General features: G+C 52.6%; 20 protein-coding genes, 1 other RNA gene and 1 pseudogene. 13 read left to right on the forward strand and 9 right to left on the reverse strand.

Features of this window, described 5'->3' with window-relative positions:
• Positions 1 to 99: 99 nt before the first annotated feature.
• A complete protein-coding gene (gene lpxC, locus ACMYUL_RS05860; protein ID WP_009312558.1) occupies positions 100 to 1,014 on the forward strand; it encodes a UDP-3-O-acyl-N-acetylglucosamine deacetylase in 915 nt (304 codons plus the stop codon).
• Positions 1,015 to 1,325: 311 nt separating this feature from the next.
• On the opposite strand, the gene ggt is transcribed toward lpxC, so the two are convergent.
• Entirely contained in the window at positions 1,326 to 3,095 is a 1,770-nt protein-coding gene (gene ggt, locus ACMYUL_RS05865; protein WP_415772551.1) for a gamma-glutamyltransferase, read from the reverse strand.
• Positions 3,096 to 3,577: 482 nt separating this feature from the next.
• Here ggt and gnd point away from each other — a divergent pair, with 482 nt between their 5' ends.
• Positions 3,578 to 5,026, forward strand: coding sequence for a decarboxylating NADP(+)-dependent phosphogluconate dehydrogenase (gene gnd / locus ACMYUL_RS05870; RefSeq protein ID WP_415772553.1), 1,449 nt, complete (start codon positions 3,578 to 3,580; stop codon positions 5,024 to 5,026).
• Positions 5,027 to 5,374: 348 nt separating this feature from the next.
• On the opposite strand, the gene ACMYUL_RS05875 is transcribed toward gnd, so the two are convergent.
• The 3 genes from ACMYUL_RS05875 to ACMYUL_RS05885 form a co-directional block, all read right to left on the reverse strand.
• Positions 5,375 to 6,271, reverse strand: a complete 897-nt coding sequence (locus ACMYUL_RS05875; RefSeq protein WP_415772555.1) for a polyprenyl synthetase family protein — start codon at positions 6,269 to 6,271, stop codon at positions 5,375 to 5,377.
• Complete coding sequence (locus tag ACMYUL_RS05880) at positions 6,255 to 6,479, reverse strand: exodeoxyribonuclease VII small subunit (RefSeq protein ID WP_415772557.1); 225 nt, start codon at positions 6,477 to 6,479, stop codon at positions 6,255 to 6,257. The genes ACMYUL_RS05875 and ACMYUL_RS05880 overlap by 17 nt, the downstream gene beginning before the upstream one ends.
• A gap of 136 nt (positions 6,480 to 6,615) precedes the next feature.
• Positions 6,616 to 8,292, reverse strand: a complete 1,677-nt coding sequence (locus ACMYUL_RS05885) for a transferrin-binding protein-like solute binding protein (protein WP_415772559.1) — start codon at positions 8,290 to 8,292, stop codon at positions 6,616 to 6,618.
• A gap of 217 nt (positions 8,293 to 8,509) precedes the next feature.
• On the opposite strand from ACMYUL_RS05885, the gene rnpB reads away from it, so the two are divergent.
• The 6 genes from rnpB (at position 8,510) to ACMYUL_RS05915 (ending at position 13,599) form a co-directional block, all read left to right on the forward strand.
• Positions 8,510 to 8,871, forward strand: an RNA gene (gene rnpB / locus ACMYUL_RS05890) — RNase P RNA component class A.
• Positions 8,872 to 9,054: 183 nt separating this feature from the next.
• Complete coding sequence (gene metG / locus ACMYUL_RS05895) at positions 9,055 to 11,112, forward strand: methionine--tRNA ligase (RefSeq protein WP_415772561.1); 2,058 nt, start codon at positions 9,055 to 9,057, stop codon at positions 11,110 to 11,112.
• A gap of 37 nt (positions 11,113 to 11,149) precedes the next feature.
• Positions 11,150 to 11,734, forward strand: a complete 585-nt coding sequence (locus tag ACMYUL_RS05900) for a DUF4189 domain-containing protein (RefSeq protein ID WP_415772895.1) — start codon at positions 11,150 to 11,152, stop codon at positions 11,732 to 11,734.
• 94 nt (positions 11,735 to 11,828) lie between these two features.
• Positions 11,829 to 12,359, forward strand: a complete 531-nt coding sequence (locus tag ACMYUL_RS05905; protein ID WP_415772563.1) for a DUF4189 domain-containing protein — start codon at positions 11,829 to 11,831, stop codon at positions 12,357 to 12,359.
• A 103-nt stretch (positions 12,360 to 12,462) separates the two neighbouring features.
• Positions 12,463 to 12,981: a DUF4189 domain-containing protein gene (locus tag ACMYUL_RS05910; protein WP_415772565.1), complete on the forward strand. Its 519-nt coding sequence runs from the start codon at positions 12,463 to 12,465 to the stop codon at positions 12,979 to 12,981.
• Positions 12,982 to 13,068: 87 nt separating this feature from the next.
• Complete coding sequence (locus ACMYUL_RS05915) at positions 13,069 to 13,599, forward strand: hypothetical protein (protein ID WP_415772567.1); 531 nt, start codon at positions 13,069 to 13,071, stop codon at positions 13,597 to 13,599.
• Between the two features lie 13 nt (positions 13,600 to 13,612).
• Here the strand turns inward: ACMYUL_RS05915 and ACMYUL_RS05920 are convergent.
• Positions 13,613 to 13,750, reverse strand: a pseudogene (locus ACMYUL_RS05920) (IS5/IS1182 family transposase); the annotation flags it as partial.
• A 53-nt stretch (positions 13,751 to 13,803) separates the two neighbouring features.
• Here ACMYUL_RS05920 and ACMYUL_RS05925 point away from each other — a divergent pair.
• On the forward strand, positions 13,804 to 14,394 hold the full coding sequence (locus tag ACMYUL_RS05925; RefSeq protein ID WP_415772569.1) for a hypothetical protein: 591 nt from the start codon (positions 13,804 to 13,806) through the stop codon (positions 14,392 to 14,394).
• A gap of 237 nt (positions 14,395 to 14,631) precedes the next feature.
• Here the strand turns inward: ACMYUL_RS05925 and wrbA are convergent, their stop codons facing one another.
• The gene (gene wrbA / locus ACMYUL_RS05930) at positions 14,632 to 15,234 is read right to left on the reverse strand and encodes an NAD(P)H:quinone oxidoreductase (protein ID WP_342032346.1); all 603 of its coding nucleotides are present in this window, start codon (positions 15,232 to 15,234) and stop codon (positions 14,632 to 14,634) included.
• 137 nt (positions 15,235 to 15,371) lie between these two features.
• Here wrbA and ACMYUL_RS05935 point away from each other — a divergent pair, with 137 nt between their 5' ends.
• The 3 genes from ACMYUL_RS05935 to ACMYUL_RS05945 all read left to right on the forward strand — a co-directional run bounded on the left by ACMYUL_RS05935 (position 15,372) and on the right by ACMYUL_RS05945 (position 20,262).
• On the forward strand, positions 15,372 to 16,604 hold the full coding sequence (locus tag ACMYUL_RS05935) for a YihY family inner membrane protein (RefSeq protein WP_415772571.1): 1,233 nt from the start codon (positions 15,372 to 15,374) through the stop codon (positions 16,602 to 16,604).
• A gap of 94 nt (positions 16,605 to 16,698) precedes the next feature.
• Positions 16,699 to 18,474: an extracellular solute-binding protein gene (locus tag ACMYUL_RS05940; protein ID WP_415772573.1), complete on the forward strand. Its 1,776-nt coding sequence runs from the start codon at positions 16,699 to 16,701 to the stop codon at positions 18,472 to 18,474.
• A 345-nt stretch (positions 18,475 to 18,819) separates the two neighbouring features.
• On the forward strand, positions 18,820 to 20,262 hold the full coding sequence (locus ACMYUL_RS05945; protein WP_415772575.1) for a TIGR00341 family protein: 1,443 nt from the start codon (positions 18,820 to 18,822) through the stop codon (positions 20,260 to 20,262).
• A 60-nt stretch (positions 20,263 to 20,322) separates the two neighbouring features.
• Here ACMYUL_RS05945 and ACMYUL_RS05950 read toward each other — a convergent pair whose 3' ends face one another.
• Positions 20,323 to 22,227, reverse strand: coding sequence for a bifunctional chorismate-binding protein/class IV aminotransferase (locus ACMYUL_RS05950; protein ID WP_415772577.1), 1,905 nt, complete (start codon positions 22,225 to 22,227; stop codon positions 20,323 to 20,325).
• Between the two features lie 167 nt (positions 22,228 to 22,394).
• On the opposite strand from ACMYUL_RS05950, the gene ppk2 reads away from it, so the two are divergent.
• Positions 22,395 to 23,324: a polyphosphate kinase 2 gene (ppk2, locus tag ACMYUL_RS05955; RefSeq protein ID WP_107976578.1), complete on the forward strand. Its 930-nt coding sequence runs from the start codon at positions 22,395 to 22,397 to the stop codon at positions 23,322 to 23,324.
• Between the two features lie 128 nt (positions 23,325 to 23,452).
• On the opposite strand, the gene ACMYUL_RS05960 is transcribed toward ppk2, so the two are convergent.
• Together ACMYUL_RS05960 and ACMYUL_RS05965 are read right to left on the reverse strand one after the other, a co-directional pair.
• A complete protein-coding gene (locus tag ACMYUL_RS05960; RefSeq protein ID WP_415772580.1) occupies positions 23,453 to 24,421 on the reverse strand; it encodes a YheT family hydrolase in 969 nt (322 codons plus the stop codon).
• Complete coding sequence (locus ACMYUL_RS05965; protein WP_415772582.1) at positions 24,414 to 25,082, reverse strand: phosphatase PAP2 family protein; 669 nt, start codon at positions 25,080 to 25,082, stop codon at positions 24,414 to 24,416. Before ACMYUL_RS05965 ends, ACMYUL_RS05960 begins: the two co-directional genes overlap by 8 nt.
• Between the last annotated feature and the right edge of the window lie 2 nt (positions 25,083 to 25,084).

A 25,084-nucleotide genomic window follows, 5' to 3' on the forward strand; every position in this document is an offset into this window, starting at 1 on the left:
CACCTACATTAGCAAATACTATTAAAAATAATAGATTATTTTTTCCTTTTTATCGTATTATCCAAACATCAAACCAATTATTGAATAAGGAGGCGGTTTATGCTGCAACGAACTTTGGCAAAATCCATCAGCGTAACCGGCGTCGGGCTGCATTCGGGCGAACGGGTCGCGCTGACCCTGCACCCTGCGCCCGAAAACAGCGGGATTTCCTTCCGCCGTACCGATTTGGACGGCGAAATGGGCGAAACCATCAAACTTACGCCTTACCTCATCAACGATACGCGCCTGTCGTCCACCATCGTAACCGACAAAGGCGTGCGCGTCGGCACGATCGAACACATCATGTCCGCGCTGTCTGCCTATGGCATCGACAATGCGCTGATTGAGTTGAACGCGCCCGAAATCCCGATTATGGACGGCTCCAGCCTGCCGTTTATTTATCTTTTGCAAGATGCGGGCGTTGTCGATCAAAAGGCGCAAAAGCGGTTTTTGAAAATCCTCAAGCCTGTCGAAGTCAAGGAAGCGGGCAAATGGGTGCGCTTTACGCCGTATGACGGCTTTAAAGTGACGCTGACCATCGAATTCGACCATCCGGTTTTCAACCGCAGCTCGCCCACTTTTGAAATCGATTTCGCGGGCAAGTCCTACATCGACGAAATCGCGCGCGCGCGCACCTTCGGCTTTATGCACGAAGTGGAAATGATGCGCGCCCACAATCTCGGACTGGGCGGCAATTTGAACAACGCCATCGTGATTGACGACATGGACGTTTTGAATCCGGAAGGTTTGCGTTATCCCGACGAGTTCGTCCGCCACAAAATCCTTGATGCCATCGGCGATTTGTATATCGTCGGACACCCGATTATCGGCGCATTCGAAGGCTACAAGTCCGGCCACGCCATCAACAACGCTTTATTGCGTGCGGTTTTGGCGGACGAAACCGCTTACGAATGGGTGGAATTTGGTGACGATGAGAATTTGCCGTCCGCCTTCCACGAGCTGCCGGCGGCTTGAGATAAGACAGCGTACAAAAAGGCTGTGGATAAACAATCATCCACAGCCTTTTTATTGGATAAAGGTCGTCTGAAATCTTGATTTTAAGTTTTCAGACGACCTTTCAAGCGAGACAACCATCTCCCGCCAATATTTCAGACATGATTATCCACATGGCTATCTAATCTATCCTTCTGAAAAATAAAAAGATTATATTTTTTCTCAAATTTTATACACACTTTATCCATAGCTTTTCTCCAACGATAAAAAAGGTCGTCTGAAAACCCAAATTCGGATTTCAGACGACCTTTTATCCACAAGCCGATCGGTGATTAATCGCCCATGACTTTACCTTCGCGACGCGGGTCGGCACCGCCGAGCAAACCGTCTTTGCCGATCACAATGCCTTGTACGCCGGAATTCAAATCGCGGATTTGGACTTTGTAGCCCAGTTTTTCCAATGCTGCCGCTTTGTCCGCCGCCGCGGTTTTTTCCTCGATTTCATACTGGCTGCCGCGATTGAGCATATTCGGCAGGGAGATTGCCGCCTGAATGTCCATGCCCCAGTCGATATGCGCCACCAGCGTTTTGGCGACGAAACCGATGATGCGGCTGCCGCCGGGCGAACCGACTGCCAGATAAGGCTTGCCGTCTTTCATCACGATGGTCGGCGCCATTGAAGAACGCGGCCGTTTGCCGCCCGCCACGCTGTTGGCAACGGTTTTACCATCCGTGCCGACAGGGTTGAAAGCGAAATCGGTCAATTCATTGTTGAGCAGATAGCCGTTTGCCATCAGCCCCGAGCCGAACGCGTTTTCAATCGAAGTCGTCATCGACACGACGTTGCCGTCTTTATCCACAACCACCAAATGGCTGGTGGACGGCAGCTCTACCGCCATGCCCTGCGCGTATTTCTTGCCAAACTTGCCCGCCTGAATGTTTTCCAGCGCCTTGTCGGATTGACGGATTTCTTCGGCACGCGGTTTCAGGTAAGCCTGAGAAATCAAGGCACGGGTCGGGACGTTGACAAACGCGGGATCGCCAATGTAATGATCTCGGTCGGCAAACGCAATTCGCGACGCATCGCCTATCCAGCGCCAACTGTGGATATTTTCCGATCCCAACGCCTTCATATCCTGATTTTGCAAGACGCCCAAAATCTCGCCCAAAGCAATCGCCCCCGAACTTGGCGCGCCCATGCCGCAGACTTCGTATTCGCGATAAGGCGCGCAAACCGGTTGACGCTCGATAACGCGGTAGTTTTTCAAATCTGACAAACTGATTTTGCCGGGGTTATCCACAGCACCGGTAACGGCACGGACAATATTCTGTGCCTGCGCGCCCTGATAAAACGGCGCGCTGCCTTTTTCCGCCAACAGGCGCACGGAGCGGGCAAATTCAGGGTTTTTCAACACCGTTCCCGCTGCCAAAGGCTTACCCTCAGGCAGGAAATAGGCGGCGGTTTGCGGATAACGTTGCAACGGCTCCAGATTCTGCTCGATGGATTTCGCCATGCGCGGTGAAACCGTAAAGCCTTGTTCCGCCAAAGCAATCGGTTTGTCAAACAGGCTTGCCCACGGCAATTTGCCGTAACGTTTGTGAACATCTTCCAGCAGCTTCGGAATCCCCGGCACGCCGACCGAACGACCGCCGACCACTGCGTTCATAAAGCCCATCGGTTTGCCGTTCTCATCCAAAAAAAGCTCCGGCGTTGCCGCTTTCGGCGCCGTTTCACGAGCATCAAACGTCGTCAGTTTTTTCGCCTTATTGTCCCAATACACCAAAAACGCGCCGCCGCCCAAACCTGAAGACTGCGGCTCGGTCAGACCCAAGGTCGTCTGAATGGCGATCATCGCATCTATCGCACTGCCGCCGCGTTTCAAAATCTCGTATCCCGCCTCGGTCGCCAACGGATTGGCAGACGCCGCCATGTAATGCTTGGCGCGGATCAGTTTCTGCTCGGTCAGCCCCGTCCCTTGTTCCGGCGCATGGTTATCCACAGCCGTCGGCACAGGCGCGGCATCAGGTTTCTGCATCGGCTGGTGCGCGCACGCCGCCAAAACCAAAACTGCCAACAGGTTTAAGCCAAAGGAAAATTTCATATCTGCTCCCTTTTAATGAGATATTTTTCAGACGACCTTTACAGGGCTAAAACACGCAAAAGGTCGTCTGAAACATGAAAAACAATTGGACTCTTTATCTCGTCATACAGTTCCGTTTGAGATCGGTATAAAACCGGCAGGCTGTGTGTATAGCCGGAAAGTTATACACAAAACCAAACCGGATTTCAAAATTATCCACATCTGCCAACAAGGCAAACAGCGGTTTATCCGCATCCAAAATCTACATTCAACTCATTGAACTGAAAAAGGAATCAAAGTTATACACAAGCAAATGCACTACTCAATATAATCATCTATTTATTATTTAAAATCTTATTTATAGTTTGTTTTCCCATCGCGCAGCCAACGCCCGCAACGTAAAGGCATCTTTTCAAAAAATTAGATAGTTAAGGATTGTTAAACCTCTGTAAATCAGATAGAGTTACGGCTGATAAATTAAATTAATAATGGAGCTTCCATCAATGAAAGGCGATATCGGCGTCATCGGCTTGGCCGTTATGGGTCAAAATTTGATTTTGAATATGAACGATCGCGGTTTCAAAGTCGTGGCGTACAACCGGACCACTGCTAAAGTGGACGATTTTCTCAACGGCGCAGCCAAAGGCACCAACATTATCGGTGCCTATTCATTGCAAGATTTAGTGGATAAATTGGAAAAACCGCGCAAAATCATGATGATGGTACGTGCAGGTTCTGTCGTTGACGACTTTATCGAGCAACTTGTCCCACTTTTGGAGCAAGGCGACATTATTATTGACGGCGGCAACGCCAACTATCCCGATTCCACCCGCCGCACACACGAGCTGGCGGCAAAAGGCATCCGCTTTATCGGCGCGGGCGTTTCCGGCGGAGAAGAAGGCGCGCGTCACGGCCCGTCCATCATGCCCGGCGGCGACGAAGCCGCATGGCCTGCCGTCAAACCCATCTTCCAAGCCATTGCCGCCAAAACCCCGCAAGGCGAACCCTGCTGCGACTGGGTCGGCCGCGACGGCGCGGGCCATTTCGTCAAAATGGTGCACAACGGCATCGAATACGGCGATATGCAGTTGATTTGCGAAGCCTACCAATTCATGAAAGACGGCTTGGGTCTGAGCTACGACGAAATGCACCGCATTTTCAGCGAATGGAACCAAACCGAGCTGGATTCCTACCTCATTGAAATCACCGCCGCGATTTTGGGCTACAAAGACGAAAACGGCGAACCTTTGGTCGAAAAAATCCTCGATACCGCCGGACAGAAAGGCACAGGCAAATGGACCGGCATCAACGCCCTCGATTTGGGCATCCCGCTGACGCTGATTTCCGAAGCCGTGTTCGCCCGCTGCGTGTCCGCGTTCAAAGACCAACGCGTTCAAACCGGCAGCTTGTTCGGCAAAACCGTTATCCCCGTCGAAGGCGACAAAGCCGCATGGGTCGAAGCCCTGCGCCAAGCCCTGTTGGCATCCAAAATCATTTCCTACGCACAAGGCTTCATGCTCATCCGCGAAGCTAGCGAAAACAACGATTGGGCATTGAACTACGGCAACACGGCCCTTCTGTGGCGCGAAGGCTGCATCATCCGCAGCGCATTCTTGGGCAACATCCGCGACGCATACGAAGCCAATCCCGATTTGGTGTTCTTGGGTTCCGACCCCTATTTCAAAGGCGTATTGGAAAACTGCCTGCCCGCATGGCGCAAAGTCGTCGCCAAAGCCATCGAATGCGGCATCCCCATGCCCTGCATGGCTTCCGCGATTACCTTCCTCGACGGCTACACCACCGAACGCCTGCCCGCCAACCTGCTGCAAGCCCAACGCGACTACTTCGGCGCGCACACCTACGAGCGCACCGACAAACCGCGCGGCGAGTTCTTCCACACCAATTGGACAGGCAAAGGCGGCGATACCGCATCGACTACTTACGATATTTGATTTGTTTGAACCAGCAAAAAGGTCGTCTGAAAACCATGAATTTTGGGTTTTCAGACGACCTTTTTATTTGAATCTTTCAATTTGAGGCACGCTTGTTATGGGAATCTCAGCGACAAACTTCGGTTTTAAAAACGGATGCTTGCGGGCGCAGAAGGGTGGGGAAAACGCCCTGTAAAATCTACTGCTTGCGCACAACTTATCCACATTTTAATCTCAGTTAATCCACTATAAAAGCATGATTCATTGAACGCCGTCCCTATACAAAAAGGTCGTCTGAAAATCTTGGAACTGATTTTTCAGACGACCTTTGATGTCTCCGTAGCTTAAAAGACAAATGATTTAAAGCGTTTAATTTTTCCGCGCAGTAACAAATTCCGCCAAGAGCCGCAAATGCAGGGCTTTTGCGCCGAAGGGTTCGAGCAGGGCGGCGGCTTCGGCGGTCAGGGTTTCGGCGTAGGCGCGGGCGGCTTGCAGACCCATCAGTTTGACGTAGGTGGGTTTGTCGTTGTCGCTGTCTTTGCCGGCGGTTTTGCCTAGGGTGGCGGTGTCGGCTTCGCAGTCCAACACGTCGTCGATGACTTGGAACGCCAAGCCGAGTTTGGCGGCGTAGCTATCTAAGGTGCGGACGTCGTCTGAATTCAAATCGGGGCAGGCAAGCGCGCCCAATACGACGGCGGCGCGGATGAGGGCGCCGGTTTTGAGGCTGTGCATCTGTTCCAACTGCGCCTGATTCATGGCTTTGCCGACGTTGGCAAGGTCGATGGCTTGTCCGCCCGCCATGCCGAGGCTGCCGGATGATTTGGCGAGCGTGGACAACATGGCGATTTGGCGTTCGGCAGGCAGTCCGGTCGGACGGCTCAATACATCGAAGGCTTGGGTTTGCAGCGCGTCGCCGACTAAGAGGGCGGTGGCTTCGTCGTATTTCACATGGCAGGTCGGCTTGCCGCGCCGCAGGCTGTCGTTGTCCATGGCGGGCATATCGTCGTGTACCAAGGAATAGACGTGCACCATTTCAATCGCCGCCATGGCTTGTTCGACGGCGTTTTGGTCGGCATCGCCCAATTCGGACGCGGCGAGCACCAAAAGCGGGCGCAGACGTTTGCCGCCGTCGAGGGTAACGTAACGCATGGCTTCGTGCAGCGTGTGCGGCACTTGGTTTTCAGACGGCAGGAAACTCTCCAGCAGCAATTCGGTCTGCGCTTGGGCTTTTTGCTGCCAGGCTTTCAATTCATTCGCCGGGTTCAAGGTTCAGCTCCTTCAGTTCGTCCGCGTCCAATACTTGCAGCTTTTGTTCGACTTCCGCCAGCTTGGTTTGGCAGTATCTGACCAGCTCGTTGCCTTCCTGATAGGCTGCCAGAGCGTCTTCCAGCGGCATTTCGCTGCTTTGCATGGATTGGGTCAGGGTTTCGAGGCGGGCGAGGGCTTCTTCAAAAGATTTGGGGGCTTTTTTCATGATGATGCGGGCAAAAAATCAAAGCGGTATTGTAGCATTTTATGGGCTGCTTCTTGGACGGGAACGGAAAAAGGTCGTCTGAAAACCTGATTTCCAAGTTTTCAGACGACCTTTTGAGCTGATGATACGGTAAAAATCATTCTTTCAGAGCGGCGGCACCAAACGTACCGTTTTTAGATTCCAGAAGATGATCGAATCGGCCGGTAAGCTCTTCTGCTTGGGGGCCGAGGAACATACCCGACATGATTTTTTGTTCTTTCTCATCCACATGGAAGAAGCGGTTGCCGACGATTTGACCTTCCAGATTCACTTCATCAAATTCACCGTTTTCGGAGTAAACCGCACCGGAGAGGGATTTGCGGCCGAAGTCCACCATAAAGATGGAGTTGCCGAACGTATTGGCTTGTCCGACATCGCTGTAAAGCGCATAACCGCGGTAAAAAGCCTGACCCTCTTGAGGCATCGCTGCTTCCGGAGTAATAACGCCTTGGTAGAACATATACGATGTATGGATGTCAGTATCTCCATTTTTCAAGCCATAAAACCCGTAGCGGCCGTATTTCAGATGAGTGGCGGCAACCAGGACAGATTTTTCGTTCACATTACCGAATACTTCAGCCCTTTGAGGCTCAGTTTCGGGCAACAGCGGGATTTTTTGTCCATCCAATTCAAGAACATTAATGTCGCCGGTATGGGAAATATCGTCACCCGTCATTCCTGATTGGGAAATTTTGCTGTAATAGCCGTCAATTTGTTGGGTTACAGCAGCTTTGGCGGCTTTGCGTTCTGCTTCCACTCTAGCTTTCTCGGCTTCTTCAGCAGCCTTACGTTCGGCTTCCGCTTTAGCTTTTTTGGCTTCTTCAGTAGCCTTACGTTCTGCCTCAGCCTTAGCTTTTTCAGCCTCTTCAGCGGCCTTACGTTCAGCTTCAGCCTTAGCTTTTTCGGCTTCTTCAGCGGCTTTGCGTTCAACTTCGGCCTTAGCTTTCTCGGCTTCTTCAGTAGCCTTACGTTCTGCCTCAGCCTTAGCTTTTTCAGCCTCTTCAGCGGCCTTACGTTCAGCTTCAGCCTTAGCTTTTTCGGCTTCTTCAGCGGCTTTGCGTTCAACTTCGGCCTTAGCTTTCTCGGCTTCTTCAGCAGCCTTACGTTCAGCTTCAGCCTTGGCTTTTGCAGCCTCTTCAGCAGCTTTGCGTTCTGCTTCGGCCTTAGCTTTTTCAGCCTCTTCAGCAGCTTTGTGTTCTGCTTCGGCCTTAGCTTTGGCAGCTTCTTCCGCAACTTTACGTTCTGCTTCGGCTTTAGCTTTTTCAGCTTCTTCGGCAGCTTTGCGTTTTACTTCGGCTTTAGCTTTTGCAGCCTCTTCAGCAGCTTTGCGTTCTGCTTCGGCCTTAGCTTTTTCAGCCTCTTCAGCAGCTTTGCGTTCTTCTTCAGCTTTAGCCTTCTCAGCCTCTTCAGCAGCTTTGCGTTCCGCTTCAACTTTAGCTTTCTCAGCCTCTTCAGCGGCTTTGCGTTCCGCTTCGGCTTTGGCCTTCTCAGCCTCTTTACGTTCAGCTTCGGCCTTAGCTTTCTCGGCTTCTTCAGCAGCGTTACGTTCAGCTTCGACTTTGGCTTTCTCGGCTTCTTCGGCAGCTTTACGCTCTGTTTCAGCCTTAGACTCCTCAGCGGCTTTACGTCCCGCTAGGCATTCGGCGTTGCATTCTATTTTGGGTTGATTGGTATCGCTTGAGGTCGTTGACGGCGAACCGCCGCCTCCACCGCCTCCGCAGGCGGCAAGTAACGATAGGGCAAGGTAAGACAGGATATGTGGATAGTTTTTCATCGTAATGTACTTTTATATTTAAAATAGTTATGTGATATTCATTTTATGGGCTTTTTTATAACATGTCATTTATTTATTTGACGAACGGTACTTTTTGTTTATAAATAGTTTATTTTATTTGAATTTTTATGTTGCGAAATCGGCAAATTTTTTGATAGGCGGTTTTTTTGGTGGTCAAACGGTTGTAATTTGCTTGTGTTATAATCCGCACTTCATACAGGTCGGACAGACAGTCGCCGCGTATCGCGTAAGGCATACGGGGAGGAAAGTCCGGGCTCCGCAGAGCAGGATGCCGGCTAACGGCCGGGCGCGGAAACGCGACGGAAAGTGGAACAGAAAGCAATACCGCCGACGGCCGCCTTCGGGCGGCACGGGTAAGGGTGAAAAGGTGCGGTAAGAGCGCACCGTGCACTTGGTAACAAGGCGCAGCAGGCTAAACCCCATCCGGAGCAAGACCAAACAGAACGCTTTGACGCTGCTCGCCGAGCGTTCGGGTAGGTTGCTGGAGTGCATCAGTAATGGTGTGCCTAGAGGAATGACTGTCCGAGACAGAACCCGGCTTATCGTCCGGCCTGTATGTCCCGATTATCGAAAAGGTCGTCTGAAAACTGATTTTTGGTTTTCAGACGACCTTTTACCTTCGATAACCCGTTTCATCAAACCTATTCCCGCTGCTTTTTCAGACGACCTTTCCCCCGTCTCGCCCGCACGATTTACGGTATAATTCCCCATCTTTATCCATTGTTTTCCAAAGCATAAACCATGACACGCAAAATCCTCGTTACCTCCGCGCTGCCCTATGCCAACGGCAGCATCCACCTCGGCCACATGGTCGAACACATCCAAACCGACGTTTGGGTGCGCTTTCAAAAACTGCGCGGCCACGAGTGCCACTACTGCTGCGCCGACGACACCCACGGCACGCCCGTGATGCTTGCCGCGCAAAAACAAGGCATCGCGCCCGAAGACATGATTGCCAAAGTGCGCGAAGAGCACCTCGCCGACTTCACCGGCTTTTTCATCGGCTACGACAATTATTACAGCACCCATTCCCTTGAAAACAAACAGTTTTCCCAAGACATTTACCGCGCGCTGAAAGCCAACGGCAAAATCGAAAGCCGCGTCATCGAGCAGCTTTTCGACCCCGAAAAACAAATGTTCCTGCCCGACCGCTTCGTCAAAGGCGAATGCCCCAAATGCCACGCCCAAGACCAATACGGCGACAACTGCGAAGTCTGCGGCACGACCTATTCCCCGACCGAACTGATCAACCCGTATTCCGCCGTTTCCGGTGCCAAACCCGAATTGCGCGAATCCGAACACTTCTTCTTCAAACTGGGCGAATGCGCCGACTTCCTCAAAGCATGGACTTCCGGCAACAACCCGCACGACGGCAAGCCCCATCTGCAAGCCGAAGCCCTCAACAAAATGAAAGAATGGCTGGGCGAAGGCGAAGAAACCACCCTGTCCGACTGGGACATTTCCCGCGACGCGCCGTATTTCGGTTTTGAAATCCCCGACGCGCCGGGCAAATACTTCTACGTCTGGCTGGACGCGCCCGTCGGCTACATGGCGTCGTTTAAAAACCTGTGCGACCGCATCGGCGTCGATTTCGACGAATACTTCAAAGCCGACAGCCAAACCGAGATGTACCACTTCATCGGCAAAGACATCCTCTATTTCCACGCCCTGTTCTGGCCCGCCATGCTGCATTTCTCCGGCCACCGCGCCCCGACCGGCGTGTACGCACACGGCTTTTTGACCGTCGACGGGCAAAAAATGTCCAAATCGCGCGGCACCTTCATCACTGCCAAATCCTATCTGGAACAAGGTCTGAACCCCGAGTGGATGCGCTACTACATCGCCGCCAAGCTCAACAGCAAAATCGAAGACATCGATTTGAACCTGCAAGACTTTATTTCCCGCGTAAACAGCGACCTCGTCGGCAAATACGTCAACATCGCCGCCCGCGCGTCAGGCTTTCTGTCCAAACGCTTTGAAGGTCGTCTGAAAGACGTTTCAGGCAGCGCATTGCTGGCAAAGCTCGCCGCCGAAAGCGACACCATCGCCGAGCAATACGAAAACCGCGAATACGCCCGCGCCCTGCGCGACATCATGGCATTGGCGGATGCCGTGAACGAATACGTCGATGTCAACAAGCCGTGGGAGCTCGCCAAACAGGAAGGCCAAGACGCACGCCTGCACGAAGTATGCAGCGAACTCATCAACGCCTTCACCATGCTGACCGCCTACCTCGCCCCCGTGTTGCCGCAAACCGCCGCCAACGCCGCGCGTTTCCTCAATCTGGACGCGATTACCTGGGCGAACACGCGCGAAACCTTGGGCGAACACACCATCAACAAATACGAACATTTAATGCAACGAGTGGAGCAAAAACAAGTGGACGATTTAATCGAAGCCAACAAACAAAGCATTCAGACGACCCCCGCGCCTGCCGCCGAAGAGGGTAAATACGAAAAAGTCGCCGAACAAGCGAGCTTCGACGACTTCATGAAAATCGACATGCGCGTCGCCAAAGTATTGAATTGCGAAGCCGTCGAAGGCAGCACCAAACTCTTAAAATTCGACCTCGATTTCGGTTTTGAAAAACGCATCATCTTCTCCGGCATCGCCGCGTCTTATCCCAACCCCGCCGAATTGAACGGCCGCATGGTCATTGCCGTCGCCAACTTCGCCCCGCGCAAAATGGCAAAATTCGGCGTATCCGAAGGCATGATCCTCTCCGCCGCCACCGCCGAGGGCAAACTGAAGCTCCTCGATGTCGATGCCGGCGCGCAGCCCGGGGATAAAGTGGGCTAAAACGCTGAAAAAAAGCTGTCTGAAACAATCATGCAAGATGTTCGGACAGCTTTTTTTGTATCTTGAAACCAAGGAAAAACTGATGAAAAAACTGAAAAAACTGCTTTTTATCTTTTTGGGGCTGGCAAGTTTTAATATCTATGCCAACGGCTGTCCCGGACAATTTGACCCCGTCAGCGGTATTTGCCGCTTTCAGGGGAATAACGGGGAAATGGTTCAATATAATATGGCTCCACCCCAATCCTCCAACCGCGGTTCCGTGCAAAACGGTTCTAAAGTCGTCAACATCAACGTCCCATCCAAATATGGCGCATGGGCGGTTAACCTTAAAACGGGTATTGCAGGCGGCGCCCTCAACATGGATTCGCGTGAAGCTGCGGAAAAAGAAGCGATTAAAACCTGTGAAAAAGGCGGTCGCAATGCACCTTGCAAAATAGGAGCTTCTGTCAGGAATGGTTGTATTGCCGTTGCACAAGGTAAATTAGGGAATAAATGGAAAGCCTTTACTGGAATAAAAAAACCTGGTCTTGCAGAGGAGGAGGCGCTAAGGAAATGTCAGGCTTCCGGTTATTCGCAATGCACCATTTTTGCTCCTGAAGGCTGCTCGATGCCGCAATATTAACAGGCAAAAGGTCGTCTGAAAGTTTTCAGACGACCTCGGTATCAGGTTCTTGCTTTAAGAAAAGAGATTACGACCAAACAAAGGAATAAGACTAATGAAAAAACTGCTTTTTATTTTATTGGGGCTGGCGAGTTTTAATGTCTATGCCAACGGCTGCGGCGGAGAGTACCAGCCCGCGACGGGAACTTGTCGCATTATCGACAGCTCGGGACGGCAGATTTTATACAATGTCGGTACGCCACAATCTTCTAACGGCGGTTCTGTTCAAAACAGTCCTAAAGTCGTCAACGTCAATGTTCCGTCCAAATACGGTGCATGGGCGGTTAACATTAAAACGGGTATTTCGGCAGATATTATCAATGCCCCTTCCCGTGCCGTTGCAGAAAAAGAAGCGATAAAATCCTGTGAACAAGGTGGGCGTAATGCGCCATGTGTAGTGGCTGCTTGGGTTAGAAACGGCTGTATTGCCGTTGCCCAAGGGAAATCTGCCAAAAAGGTGAAGACTTTTTATGGAATAGAGGCTCCCGGACAGGCTGAACCAGCAGCATTAAGAAAATGTCAGGCTTCTGGGGCGATACAATGCAAAATCACCACGCCCGAGGGCTGCTCAATGCCTAAATATTGACAGGCAAAAGGTCGTCTGAAACCTTTTTTCAGACGACCTCGGCATCAGGTTCTTGCTTTAAGCAAGCAAAGAGAGATTACGACCAAACAAAGGAATAAGACTGATGAAAAAACTGCTTTTTATCTTGTTGGGGCTGGCGAGTTTTAATGTCTATGCCGCCGACCCAACCTATGATGCAACCAAAGGCGCATTGCAGAATAATTCGGCATTGTGTGCATACGGCTACAATTCCAACTGCGCATCTCCCCGCCAGTCTCGGCAGCAGCCTACGGAAATCGTCAATATCAACGTCCCGTCCAAATACGGCGCATGGGCGGTCAACCTTAAAACGGGTATTTCGGCTGGTTCAATCAATATGGATTCGCGTGAGGCAGCGGAAAGAGAAGCCATCAAATCCTGCGAACAGGGTGGACGCAATGCACCGTGTGTGGTGGGTTCTTCGTTTAGAAACGGCTGTCTTGCTGTTGCCCAAGGGAAATCGGGCAAAAAATTGAAGACTTTCTACGGAGGCGCAGCTCAAATCGGACAGGCTGAACCAGCAGCATTAAGAAAATGTCAGGCTTCTGGGGCGGTACAATGCAAAATCACTACGCCCGAAGGCTGCTCGCTGCCTAAATATTGACAGGCAAAAGGTCGTCTGAAAGTTTTCAGACGACCCCTGTATATAAACTATTCATCATTTTCCCATCTGTTTTTTGAAAGTACCCATATGAAAAAAGCCTTTGTATTTTCTTTGCTGCTCGCTGGTTTGTCCGCTTCTGCCGCCGCGCAAAACCAAACCGGTGCGTCATCCGATGCTGCGGCAAATAAAAAGCTTGCCGCTGAGTGCGGGCAATTGTTTAAAGATACCAATACTTTGGCGAACGGTTCGCTTTGTTATCGGGACAATAAAGAGACCGCCGAATATTTCGACCTTTTGTCTATGGTTTTGTTGTTTAACCATCCGAAAGTCGATCAGTGCCGACAATATCCGAAACTGGAGGAGGAATTCAAAAAACAAAGCTTTCACCATCTCGAAGATAAGGAGTTGAAGCGCCTTTGCGGGGAAAGCCGCGAAGAACGCGACCGTTTGCGCCGCCAGGTAGAGGCGTATATGGACAGTAAGATAAAACAGTATGCGGAAGAAGAAGCCCCACGCCGCGGTGTTCCCGTTGATGAATTGCTGCGTAAAACCGTTGCCGAAGAAGCCGAACGCCGCGCCAAAGCCGATGCCTTTATCCGTCAGAAAGATGGCAGATAGGGATAGACGGGGTCGTCTGAAAACTTCGGGCATGAATGTATAGTGGATTAAATTTAAACCAGTACGGCGTTGCCTCGCCTTGCCGTACTATTTGTACTGTCTGCGGCTTCGTCGCCTTGTCCTGATTTAAATTTAATCCACTATAATGCGTTCCGATATTCATGCTTTATTTGAAAATATCATTCCGGTTTAAAAGGAAAAACCATGAAACAATCTGCTTTAGGCTTACTTGCTTTGACTTTATCTTTTTCAGCCGCCGCGCAAGAGTCCGCCGTCAGTTTGAATGCGGAGCAGGTCGAACATTGCCGGCAAATGCTGCAAGATGCGGCGCTGATTGAGGCTACGGTGAATGTATGCGGCGGCAATGAGGACATCAAAGACTATGCCGGGCATTTATACTCTTTGTACATGGCTGCCGATCCGCAAGCCTTGCAATGCGTCAATTACAGCATGGCGATGGAAAAAGCGGGGAAACCGCTGCCTCATTACGGTTATTCCCCTGAGCAAGACAGCAAACAATATTGCGCCCAAAGCCGCAAAGAACGCCATCTTGCCCAACAACGCGCCGAGGCTTTGGTTGAAAAAGAGCTGCCGAACATTGCCCGCAAAGTCTCCGAAGAATCGAATGCGCTTTATCAAGAGCATCAAAAGCAATTGGCGCAACGACAAAATGCAGAACCGGACAACTGGGAAAAACCGAAATCTTCCAAGCAAATCTTGAACGAAATGCGCGAACAACTGGCGGCAAGCCGTAAAAAAGCGGAAATTGCCCGCCGGAAAATAGAAAAACAGTAACGAAGTTTCGGACAATATGGACAGACGGTCTGCCCTGACCGGATCCAAGAAACCCGCTTTTTGAAGCGGGTTTTTATCTTGGAATCGATTAAGGTTTTCAGACGACCTTTTGGCAGATTGGATTTCTATAGTGGATTAACTTTAAACCAGGACGGCGTTGTCTTGCCGTACTATCTACTGTCTGCGGCTTCGTCGCCTTGTCCTGATTTAAAGTTAATCCACTATAAGCTACCCACCTTAAGCCAACTTGACGGCGAGTTCTGCCAGCCGTTTGCCTTGTGCAAAGGCGATGTCGTTTTCTTCGGCGGTCAGGACGGGTTTGCCGTCATATCCGGCAACGTGGGACGCGCCGTAGGGGGTGCCGCCGCTTTGGGTGTTGCTGAGGGCGGATTCGGTGTAGGGGATGCCGCTGATGATCATGCCGTGGTGCAGGAGGGGGAGCATCATGGTGAGGAGGGTGGTTTCTTGTCCGCCGTGCAGGGAGGAGGTGCTGGTGAAGACGGTGGCGGGTTTGCCGGCGAGTTCTGCGCCGAGCCATTGGGGGATGGTGCCGTCGATGAAGTATTTCATGGCGGCTGCCATGTTGCCGAAGCGGGTGGGGCTGCCTAGGGCGAGGGCGGCGCAGGTTTTGAGGTCTTCGGCGGTGGCGTAGGGTGCGCCGCTGTCGGGGATGTCTTTTTCGACGGCTTCGCAGACGGTGGAGACTTTGGGGACGGTGCGCAATACGGCTTCGCAGCCTGCGACGCTTTCGATGCCGCGTGCGATTTGGCGGGCGAGGTTGAGGGTGCTGCCGTTTTGGGAGTAGTAGAGGACGAGGATTTTGAGGGGATTTGGGTTCATTTGGGTATTCCGTTACAATGGGGTTGATGGGAAATGGGTGTTAACTTCACTAAAGCTGTGTTTTCAGACGACGTGGTGTGTGCTGCGGGCGTTTTCTGTTTTTTTATTTTTAATTGGTTATTTTTTCGGGAAAGATTATGCCGTTTTTGAAATGGTGGCAAGGTTTGTCGGACAGTAAGGCGTTTGCTTTTGCGTGGTTTGTGGTTCGGCGTTTCGATGAGGAGCGTGTGCCGCAGGCTGCGGCGAGTATGACGTTTACGACGCTTCTGGCTTTGGTGCCGGTATTGACGGTGATGGTGGCGGTCGCTTCGATTTTTCCTGTGTTCGACCGTTGGTCGGATTCTTTTGTTGCGTTCGTCAATCAGACTATTGTGCCGCAGGGTGCGGACATGGTGTTTGATTATATCAATGCGTTTCGTAATCAGGCGGGGAAGTTGACGGCAATCGGTAGCGTGATGTTGGTGGTGACGTCGCTGATGCTGATTCGGACGATTGATAATGCGTTTAACCGGATTTGGCGGGTCAATTCGCAGCGGCCTTGGATGATGCAGTTTTTGGTGTATTGGGCGTTGCTGACGTTTGGGCCGCTGTCTTTGGGCGTGGGGATTTCTTTTATGGTCGGGTCGGTGCAGGATTCTGCGTTGGCTTCATTTGCGCCGCAATGGGTGGTGGGGTTACTTCAAACCTTAGGTACGCTGTTTTTTGCCACGCTTTTGCTGTGGGGGCTGTACCGTTTCGTACCCAACCGCTTTGTGCCTGCGCGGCAGGCGTTCGTCGGGGCTTTGATTACGGCGTTTTGCTTGGAGACGGCGCGTTTCCTGTTCGCTTGGTATATGGGCAATTTCGACGGCTACCGCTCAATTTACGGGGCGTTTGCCGCCGTGCCGTTTTTTTTGGCGTGGCTGAATTTGCTGTGGACGCTGGTGTTGGGCGGCGCGGTGCTGACTTCGTCGCTGTCTTATTGGCAGGGCGATGCGTTCCGCAGGGGCTTCGATTCACGCGGGCGGTTTGATGATGTGTTGAAAATCCTGCTGCTTTTGGATGCGGCGCAAAAAGAGGGCAAAGCTTTGCCTGTTCAGGAGTTCAGACGACATATCAATATGGGCTACGATGAATTGGGCGAGCTTTTGGAAAAGCTGGCGCGACACGGCTATATCTACAACGGCCGTCAGGGCTGGGTGTTGAAAACGGGGGCGGATTCGATTGAGTTGAGCGAACTCTTCAAGCTCTTTGTTTACCGCCCGTCGCCTTTGGGAAGGGATCATGTGAACCAAGCCGTCGATGCGGTAATGACGCCGTGTTTGCAGACTTTGAACATGACGCTGGCGGAGTTTGACGCGCAGGCGAAAAACCGGCAGCAGTCTTCTTAAGGATTTTGAAACACACAAAAGGTCGTCTGAAAACGGTTTTCAGACGACCTTTTGCTATAATCGGACTTCATCGTCCCGTTCGGTTTGGAAACTCATGAAAACGCTCGTCCTGCTGCTGCTTTCCTTCTCCACTGCCACCGCTTTTGCCGCATACGGTTTGGGTTTGGGGCAGGAGCCAAAATATCCCGCCGACTTTCGCGCCTACGAATACGTCAATCCCGACGCGCCCAAAGGCGGCGTGTTTTCCCTGCCGATGCAGGGCGGCTTTGATACGTTCAACCCGTTTACCCTCAAAGGCGACAAAGAAGTCGGCGTCCTTACGCTGACCGTGGACATGCTCACGGACAACAGTTGGGACGAACCCTTCTCCATGTACGGCTTGCTGGCGGAAGACTTCTGGCTTGCCGAAGACGGACTGTCGGCAACATTCAAGCTCAACCCGAAAGCCAAATTCCACAACGGCGATCCCGTGCTTGCCAAAGACGTCGCCGCCTCCTTCCGCCTGCTTACCCAAGACAAAGCCGCCAATCCCTCCTACCGTATCTACTGGAGCGATGTTGCCAAAGTCGAAACGCCCGACGACAGGACAGTCGTTTTCCACTTCAAACAGCGCAATGCCGAATTACACATGGTCTTGGGGCAACTGCCTGTATTTTCACATAAAAGCTATCCCGAAGGGCTGGAAAAAGGCGCGAACAAAATGCCCATCGGCTCCGGTCCCTACCGCTTCGTCAAAGCAGACATCGGACGCATGAGCGAATACGCGCGCGACAAAAACTACTGGGCACAAAACCTTCCGACCCGCAAAGGCAGATATAACTTCGACACCGTCCGCTTCAAATATTTCAAAGACAACAGCGTCCGCCTCGAAGGACTCAAAGCCGGACAATACGACTTCGTTTACGAAAATGTTGCCCGGAACTGGGCGCGGGGCTATTCCGACGAAATGCTCACCAAACGCGGCATGGGCAAGCACGAATGGGTGCAGAAAAGCGACGCCGGCATGCAGGGCTTCGTCATGAACCTGCGCCGCGCCCCGTTCAACAACATCCTCGTGCGGCAGGCGATGGTCGAGAGTTTCGACTTTGAAAGCATCAACGCGCGCATTTTCTACGGCGCATACCGCCGCAGCAACAGTTTCTTCACCAACAGCGAGATGGCGGCGACAGGCAAACCGCAAGGCGCGGAATTGAAACTGCTCCAGTCCCTCGGCAACACCCTCGACCCCGCCGTTTTGAACCAACCCGTCCCCGAACCGCCCCAAACCGCCCCGAAGACAGGCATACGCCCCAACCTGCTCAAAGCCCGTGCCCTCTTTGAAAAAGCAGGTTACCACTACAAAAACGGCAAACTGACCGACAGCCGAGGCAAACCCCTGACCTTCGAGTTCCTGACCGCCTCCAAAACCTACGAACGCATTACCGCCAAATGGCAGCGCGACCTCGCCAAAATCGGCGTCACCATGAGCATCCGCGTTACCGACCCCGCCTTATACCAAAGGCGTCTCAACGATTTCGATTTTGACATGACCATTACCGCCTATGCCAACAGCGAAAGCCCCGGCAACGAACAATACGATTATTTCGGCTGCGAAGCCGCCAAAATCCCCGGCAGCCGAAACCTCGCCGGCGTGTGCCGCCCCGAAGTCGAAAAGCTGCTCAAACATTTTGGCAGCTTTACCAACCGCGAAGAGCTGAAAACCACCTCCCGGGCACTAGACCGCACCATCCGCCACCAATACATCATCGTCCCCGCCTGGTACGCCGACCGCTACCGCGTCGTTTACCGCAACAACCTCGGCATCCCGCAACAACTGCCGAAATATTACGACCCGGTATCTTTTTCGCTGAGTACGGGGTGGTGGAAATAGGAGGAGTGAGCAGATAAAAGGTCGTCTGAAAACGGATACGGCAGCAATGCGTAGCGTGGGTTCTACCCACAAAATGAACGCCAATTCGGCTGTTGTTTGATTTGGTTGTTGGATGATTGGGGTTGTCAGACGGTGGCTTTCGTGGGCAAAGCCCACGCTACTCGTTGCCGCAAGGCAACTTGTCCCTTCCCCGTCCGGCGGGGGAAGTTTGCGTACGTATGCTAATATATTGCGAGAATTGTGCCTGTCAGATTTAGCCGTAATGGCAAGGCATTATTTCATTACTCAAAAATTCTCTATGAATTAGATATTTAAAATAAACTATTAAAATTTTAGGATACGCACATGCAAGATCAGGAAGAAAGTAAAAATCAGGAAATACAAGAAAAGCAGGAACAAGAAGACAAGGGTGCCATGACCAAGTTGCAAGATGTGTTCAATCTTTCGCATGACCAAGCTCATCCTGACAAAATCGATTCCGTCATCCGCGCCAATACTCGGGTGTCCGGAACCAATATGTGGGTATTGATGTTTGCCATTGCCGTGGCGAGTATCGGTCTGAATGTGAACAGCACGGCGGTAGTGATTGGCGCGATGTTGATTTCGCCGTTGATGGGGCCGATTGTAGGTATGGGTTACGGTTTGGCGGTAGGGGATACTGCGCTGATCCGTCAAGCCGGGCGCAATATTATTATATTCGTCGTCATCAGCTTGATTACCGCTACGTTGTATTTCCTGTTAACCCCGCTTAAAGAGGCGCAAAGCGAGCTTTTGGCGCGTACTCAGCCGACCCTTTGGGATGTGTTGATTGCCTTCTTCGGCGGTAGTGCGGGTATTGTGGCGCTGACTCGAAAAGAAGGAGGCAATGCCATACCGGGTGTGGCGATTGCTACTGCATTGATGCCGCCCCTGTGTACTGCGGGCTACGGACTGGCACATGGCAACTGGCAATATTTTTTCGGTGCTTTTTATCTCTTTGCCATCAACTGCGTGTTCATCGCTTTTTCGACCTTGTTGTTTTCCAAGCTGCTCAAGCTGCCGCGCAGGGGCCTGGTAACGGAATCCAAACGCCGGTTGCAAAGCATCATTATTACCGCCGTCGTGTTGGCTGTGATGATTCCGAGCGGCTATATGGCATCAGGACTGGTGCGTCAGGAGATCTTCAACACCAAAGCCAATGCCGCCATTGCCACTGCGCAGCAACAGGAAGGTTTTTTCGTGCTGCGTAAGGTGTTGAACCACAGAGAAAATATGGTCGGTCTGATTGTCAATGGAACGGGTAATGCCGAGAAAATTTCCGCCTTGCTGGTGAAAAGCCTTAACGCGTCGGGGGTGAAAGAGCCGAAGGTCAAAGTGGTCTATGCGGGAGGGGACGATGCCAAAATCGAAGAATTGCTGGCAAGCCGAAACAACCCGGTTCAGCAGCAAAATGAGCTGAAAGAGCAGCAGGCCTATATCGATGCCGTACTGGCAGACAAAGCCTCCGATATCGACGATGCAGCGGTACTCAAGGAATTAAAAGCCCAATATCCCGAAGCGGAAAAAATCGTTGTCGGACGCGGCTTGGTTTGGGAGAAAGCGCAAACAGAGCCTGTTTCCGAGCAGCCTGAAAGCAGCAAAAATACTAAATCGGAAACAGGCGAACATGACGATATTGTCGTGGTTTCGCTCGAATTTAAGGAGCCTTTGCCTGCCAAAGATCGCGAACGCTTACAGGCGTGGTTGAACCAGCGTTATGAAGGTAAGGTGGTGCGCATGTTTGTGAACACTCAAGTTTCAGACAGATAAACCGTCTAACGAATAATCGCCTTCAGGCTTTATCCATTTCCGAGAAATCATTTATTGTTCCTAGTACACCAAATCCGCCTCAAACACGCCCCTTAAGGCGTTGGAGAGGCGGATTTTTTCTGCGCGTTCGAGCATGTCGCGGGTGATGTGCGTTTCGATGACTGCGTCCGCGCCCAAGTAGGTTTGCGGCTGCTGCAACACGGCTTGGCGCATGACGCCGTTGAGGATATCCAAATCCAGAGACGGGGTGAGCCATTGCCCTTTGTATTTAATGAATACGTTGCTTCTGCCGCCTTCGAGCAGGAGGCCGTCTGAATTGAAAAACAGGCTGTCGAACGCGCCTTGTGTTTCGGCGGTTTGCCACGCTTGGTCGTACAGGGCGCGGCGGGTGGTTTTGAAGCGGCGCAGGTAGTCGCGGCGCGGAAGGGGTTGCGGGGCGGGGATGACGCGCTGCGGGGCGGGCAGCTCGGCGGTGGCGGCATGACTGAGGATGAGGCCGTCTGAAACGAGTTCGGCTTTCAGGCGGAAGAGGCCGTCGGGCAAGTCGGCGATGTATTGCCGGATTCGGGTTTCGCAGTCGTCGGGCAGGGGCAGGTTGAGGGCTTGGGCGGAGGTTTTCAGACGACCTAAATGCAGGTCGAGCAGGCGGCATTGCCTGTTTTCCACGCGCATGGTTTCGAAGATGCCGAAGGCGGGGCGCAATTCGTTGAGGAAACGGGCTTTCCAGCCGCATTCCCGATATTCGGCGGCGGGGTCGCTGTCGATGACGATGCCGGAACCGACGCCGTACACCCCTTGATATAGTGGATTAACTTTAAACCGGTACGGCGTTGCCTCGCCTTGCCGTGTCTGCGGCTTCGTCGCCTTGTCCTGATTTGTTAATCCACTATCTAGGTCGTCTGAAAATGGAAGGTCGTCTGAAATCGGGTCTGAAACGGGTTTGAGCGATAAGGTGCGGATGACGACGTTGAATATGCCTTCAAACCCAAGCCCACTTTCACATGGATTCAGGTAGCCGATGCTGCCGGTGTACAGGCCTCGCGGTTCGGCTTCGAGCGATTCGATAATCTGTATGCTCATGCGTTTGGGTGCGCCGGTGATGCTGCCGCAGGGGAAGGCGGCGCGGAGGATGTCGGCGGCGGTAATGTGCGGCAGAGCTTGGGCTTGGATGGTGCTGGTCATCTGCCAGACGCTGCCGAAACGCGATACTTTAAACGGCTCTGGCACGCATACTTTACCGGTTTGGGCGATTTTGCCGAGGTCGTTGCGCAGCAAATCGACAATCATCACGTTTTCGGCGCGGTTTTTCGGGTCGGCTTGCAACTCGGCGGCGCGGCGTTCGTCTTGACCGTCGCCCAAAATCGGCGCGGTGCCTTTCATCGGTTCGGTGCTGATGGTGCCGTCCGCACCGATTTTGAGGAAGAGTTCGGGCGAGAAACACAGCGTCCACGCGGATTGCCCTTCCGCATCGGGCAGGTGGGACAAGGCGGCATAGGGGACGGGTTGGCGCAGGCGGCGGTAGAGGCTGACGGGATTGCCGTAGGCTTGCAGGTGCAGGCGGGTGGTGTAGTTGATTTGATAGGTGTCGCCGCGTCGGATGGCTTCGTGGATTTGGCGGATGCGGTCGAGGTAATCGGCTTCGGATACGGAGGATTGCGGCGTGGAAATGCCGGCGGGGAGGTCGTCTGAATTTTGGGCAAGCCAGCTTTCGGCATTGATATCGGCGCAGTCGGCAAACCAGTGCAGGGCAAGGTTGCCGCCGCGTTCGGACTCAATCCCCATCAGCGGCAAACCGAATTCGTAGTCTGCAAACAACACAGCATGCAGCCCTTTTTGCCAGCCCTTTTGCAGCGTATCGTCTAGCGAATCCAGTTCGTTATGATGGAAAAGGCGGCTTTCCACATGATTTTGATAGAGTTTTGCGCGGCCGCTCACGGCATCGTCAAACAGGGCGAAATAGGGCATGGCTGTGGTGCAAATAGCCTGATTATACGCCGTTTTTACACAAATTAGCAGACCGCGCCGAAAAAAATGGAGCAGTGTAATTTTATGTAGTCCGCAGCAGTATAAAAGGAGTAAAATCAGGTCATCCCATACCATATCATTTCAAACTTAAGCAATAAGGAGACCCTATGGCAGATCATCAGTTAGAACCCTTCGAAAACGTTGAATTGGGCGAAAAGCAAAACCAGTTGCAAGTTTTCGAAAAAGCCGTTTTGGAACACGAAGGACGCGGTACGGACGAAGATTCCGGCAGTGCGCCGCTCCCCGCCAATTACCCCTACAAGCAACGTATGCGCCGCGCCGCATACGAAAAAGAAAAACAAAAGCTGCAAATCGAATTGCTGAAAGTGCAAAGCTGGGTCAAAGACTCCGGCCAACGCATCGTCAGCCTGTTTGAAGGCCGCGACGCCGCAGGTAAAGGCGGTACCATCAAACGCTTTATGGAACATTTGAATCCGCGCGGCGCGCGCGTTGTCGCTTTGGAAAAACCGACCACTACCGAACGTGGCCAATGGTATTTCCAACGCTACATCCAAAACCTGCCGACCGCAGGCGAAATGGTATTCTTCGACCGCTCATGGTACAACCGCGCCGGCGTAGAGCGCGTGATGGGCTTCTGCGAACCCAACGAATACCTGCTCTTCATGCGTCAAACCCCTGAATTGGAACGTATGCTTGTTGCCAGCGGCATCCACCTCTTCAAATTCTGGTTCTCCGTATCCCGCGAAGAACAACTGCGCCGCTTCATCTCCCGCCGCGACGACCCTCTGAAACACTGGAAACTCTCCCCCGTGGACATCCAGTCGCTCGACCGTTGGGACGACTACACCGAAGCCAAAAACGCCATGTTCTTCCACACCCACACTGGCGACGCCCCTTGGGTCATCATCCGTTCCGACGACAAAAAACGCGCCCGCCTCAACTGTATCCGCTACTTCCTGCATCAGTTGGACTACCCGGGCAAAGACGTGAAAGCCATCGGCAAAGTGGACGAAAAAATCGTCCTCATCCCCGATACGCGCTACAAAGAGAAAACCGTCGATATCGGTCATGACTGATTGAGCGGTCAGCCGTTTGAGCAGTAAAAAGGTCGGTCGTCTGAAAACCTGAAATACGGGTTTTCAGACGACCTTTTGTTTGTTTCAACCGTTTGCCTCAACGCTACGCCGACAGCCGTTTGGGAACATTATTCAAATTGTGCGAAATAAGACAATACGGTTTGCGGCAGCCATTGCAGGTTCAGACAACCCCCGTCGCGGCTGACGAAGCCGACATGTCCGCCGTGTTCGGGCTGCAAAAGCGTGACGGACGGAGACACTTCGTTCACATTCGGCAGGGCTTCGGGCGGCAGGAAGGGATCATTGACGGCGTTGAGCAGCAACAAAGGACTCGCGACTTTTTTGAGCCAAGGTTTGCACGAGGCGCGGCGGTAATAGTCGAAACGGTCGGCAAAACCGTGCAGCGGGGCGGTAAACGTATCGTCGAAGTCGCCCAGCGTTTTGCATTGTTTCAACAGGGCGGCAACATTGCGGTCGGGATGGGCATTCTGCAAATCGGCAACGTCGCGGGCTTTGGGCAGCAACGAGTTCAAAAAATAACGCGTATATAACAGGCGCGACATGCCTTTGTCGAAACGCGTACCCGCCAGCGTCGCATCGACCGGCGCGGAAATGACGGCGGCGGCGCGGGGCAGCGCATTGCTGCCTTGTTCGCCCAAATATTTTGCCAAAGCATTGCCGCCGAGCGAAACGCCTGCCGCGTAAATGACGGGATAACGTGCGGCAAGCGTGTCGAGCATAAAGGTGATTTCGGGCGTATCGCCCAAGTGGTAGAACACGGGCGCGGTATTGGGGATGCCGCCGCAACTGCGGAAATGCGCGACCACGCCGTTCCAGCCTTTGTCTTGTACCGCGCGCATCAACTCGACCGCGTAATGGCTCTGGCTGCTGCCTTCCAAGCCGTGAAACAAAACCACCAGCGGCGCGTCGGGATTGGGGCTGTCGACAAAATCGTAGGCGACTTGTGCTTTGCCGGTGCTGTCGGGCAGCAATTCGCGCCGGTATGCGGGGGAAGGGCGTTGCAGGAATTTGGCAAAGATGGTGTCGGCGTGGCCGTTGCGCAGCCAAAACGGCGTATTGGGCGATAAGTTATTCATAATCTGAAGATATTTGGGAGACGGCAGGGTCGTCTGAAAGATAGCGGCCCCTGAACACGAAATAATAAACCAACAACGCGGTCAGCGTACCGTTTGTCCAGCCCGCCCAAACGTCGGTCGGGTAATGCACGCCCAGATAAACGCGAGAAAAACCGGTACTCAGCGCAAAGGCGATGCCGATCAGCCACGCGACACGCCGATAGGGCGTCTCACGACACAGCATAATCATCATGACGGCGATGGCGGCGGAAAAGGTGCTGTGTCCGCTGGGAAACGAAAAGTTGGTCTCTTCAATCATGCGCGGCCAAAACAGCGGTCGCGGACGCTCAAACCAATTTTTAATCAACAACATATTCAGCGTCGGTATCAAGGCGGCGGAAACGCAAAACAATGCGCCGCGACGGTTGCCGACCCGATACAGCCACCAAGCCGCGATGCCGATTAGAGGGACGGCAATGGCGGTTTTGCCCAAATAATGCAAAACAGTGGCAATCGGGAAAAAGCCCTCGCCGATGTTATGGTGAACCCACATCATCAAAGGTTTTTCAAATTCAAAACCGCCGTGCGTGTGCAAACGGACGGCAATCAATATTGCCAAAGGCAAAAATACCACAGCGGCTATGAGCGCCACGCGGCGGAAACGGATATGAAAATTATGCATAA

This window comes from Neisseria sp. CP9 (assembly GCF_047758525.1).
Taxonomy (GTDB): domain Bacteria; phylum Pseudomonadota; class Gammaproteobacteria; order Burkholderiales; family Neisseriaceae; genus Neisseria.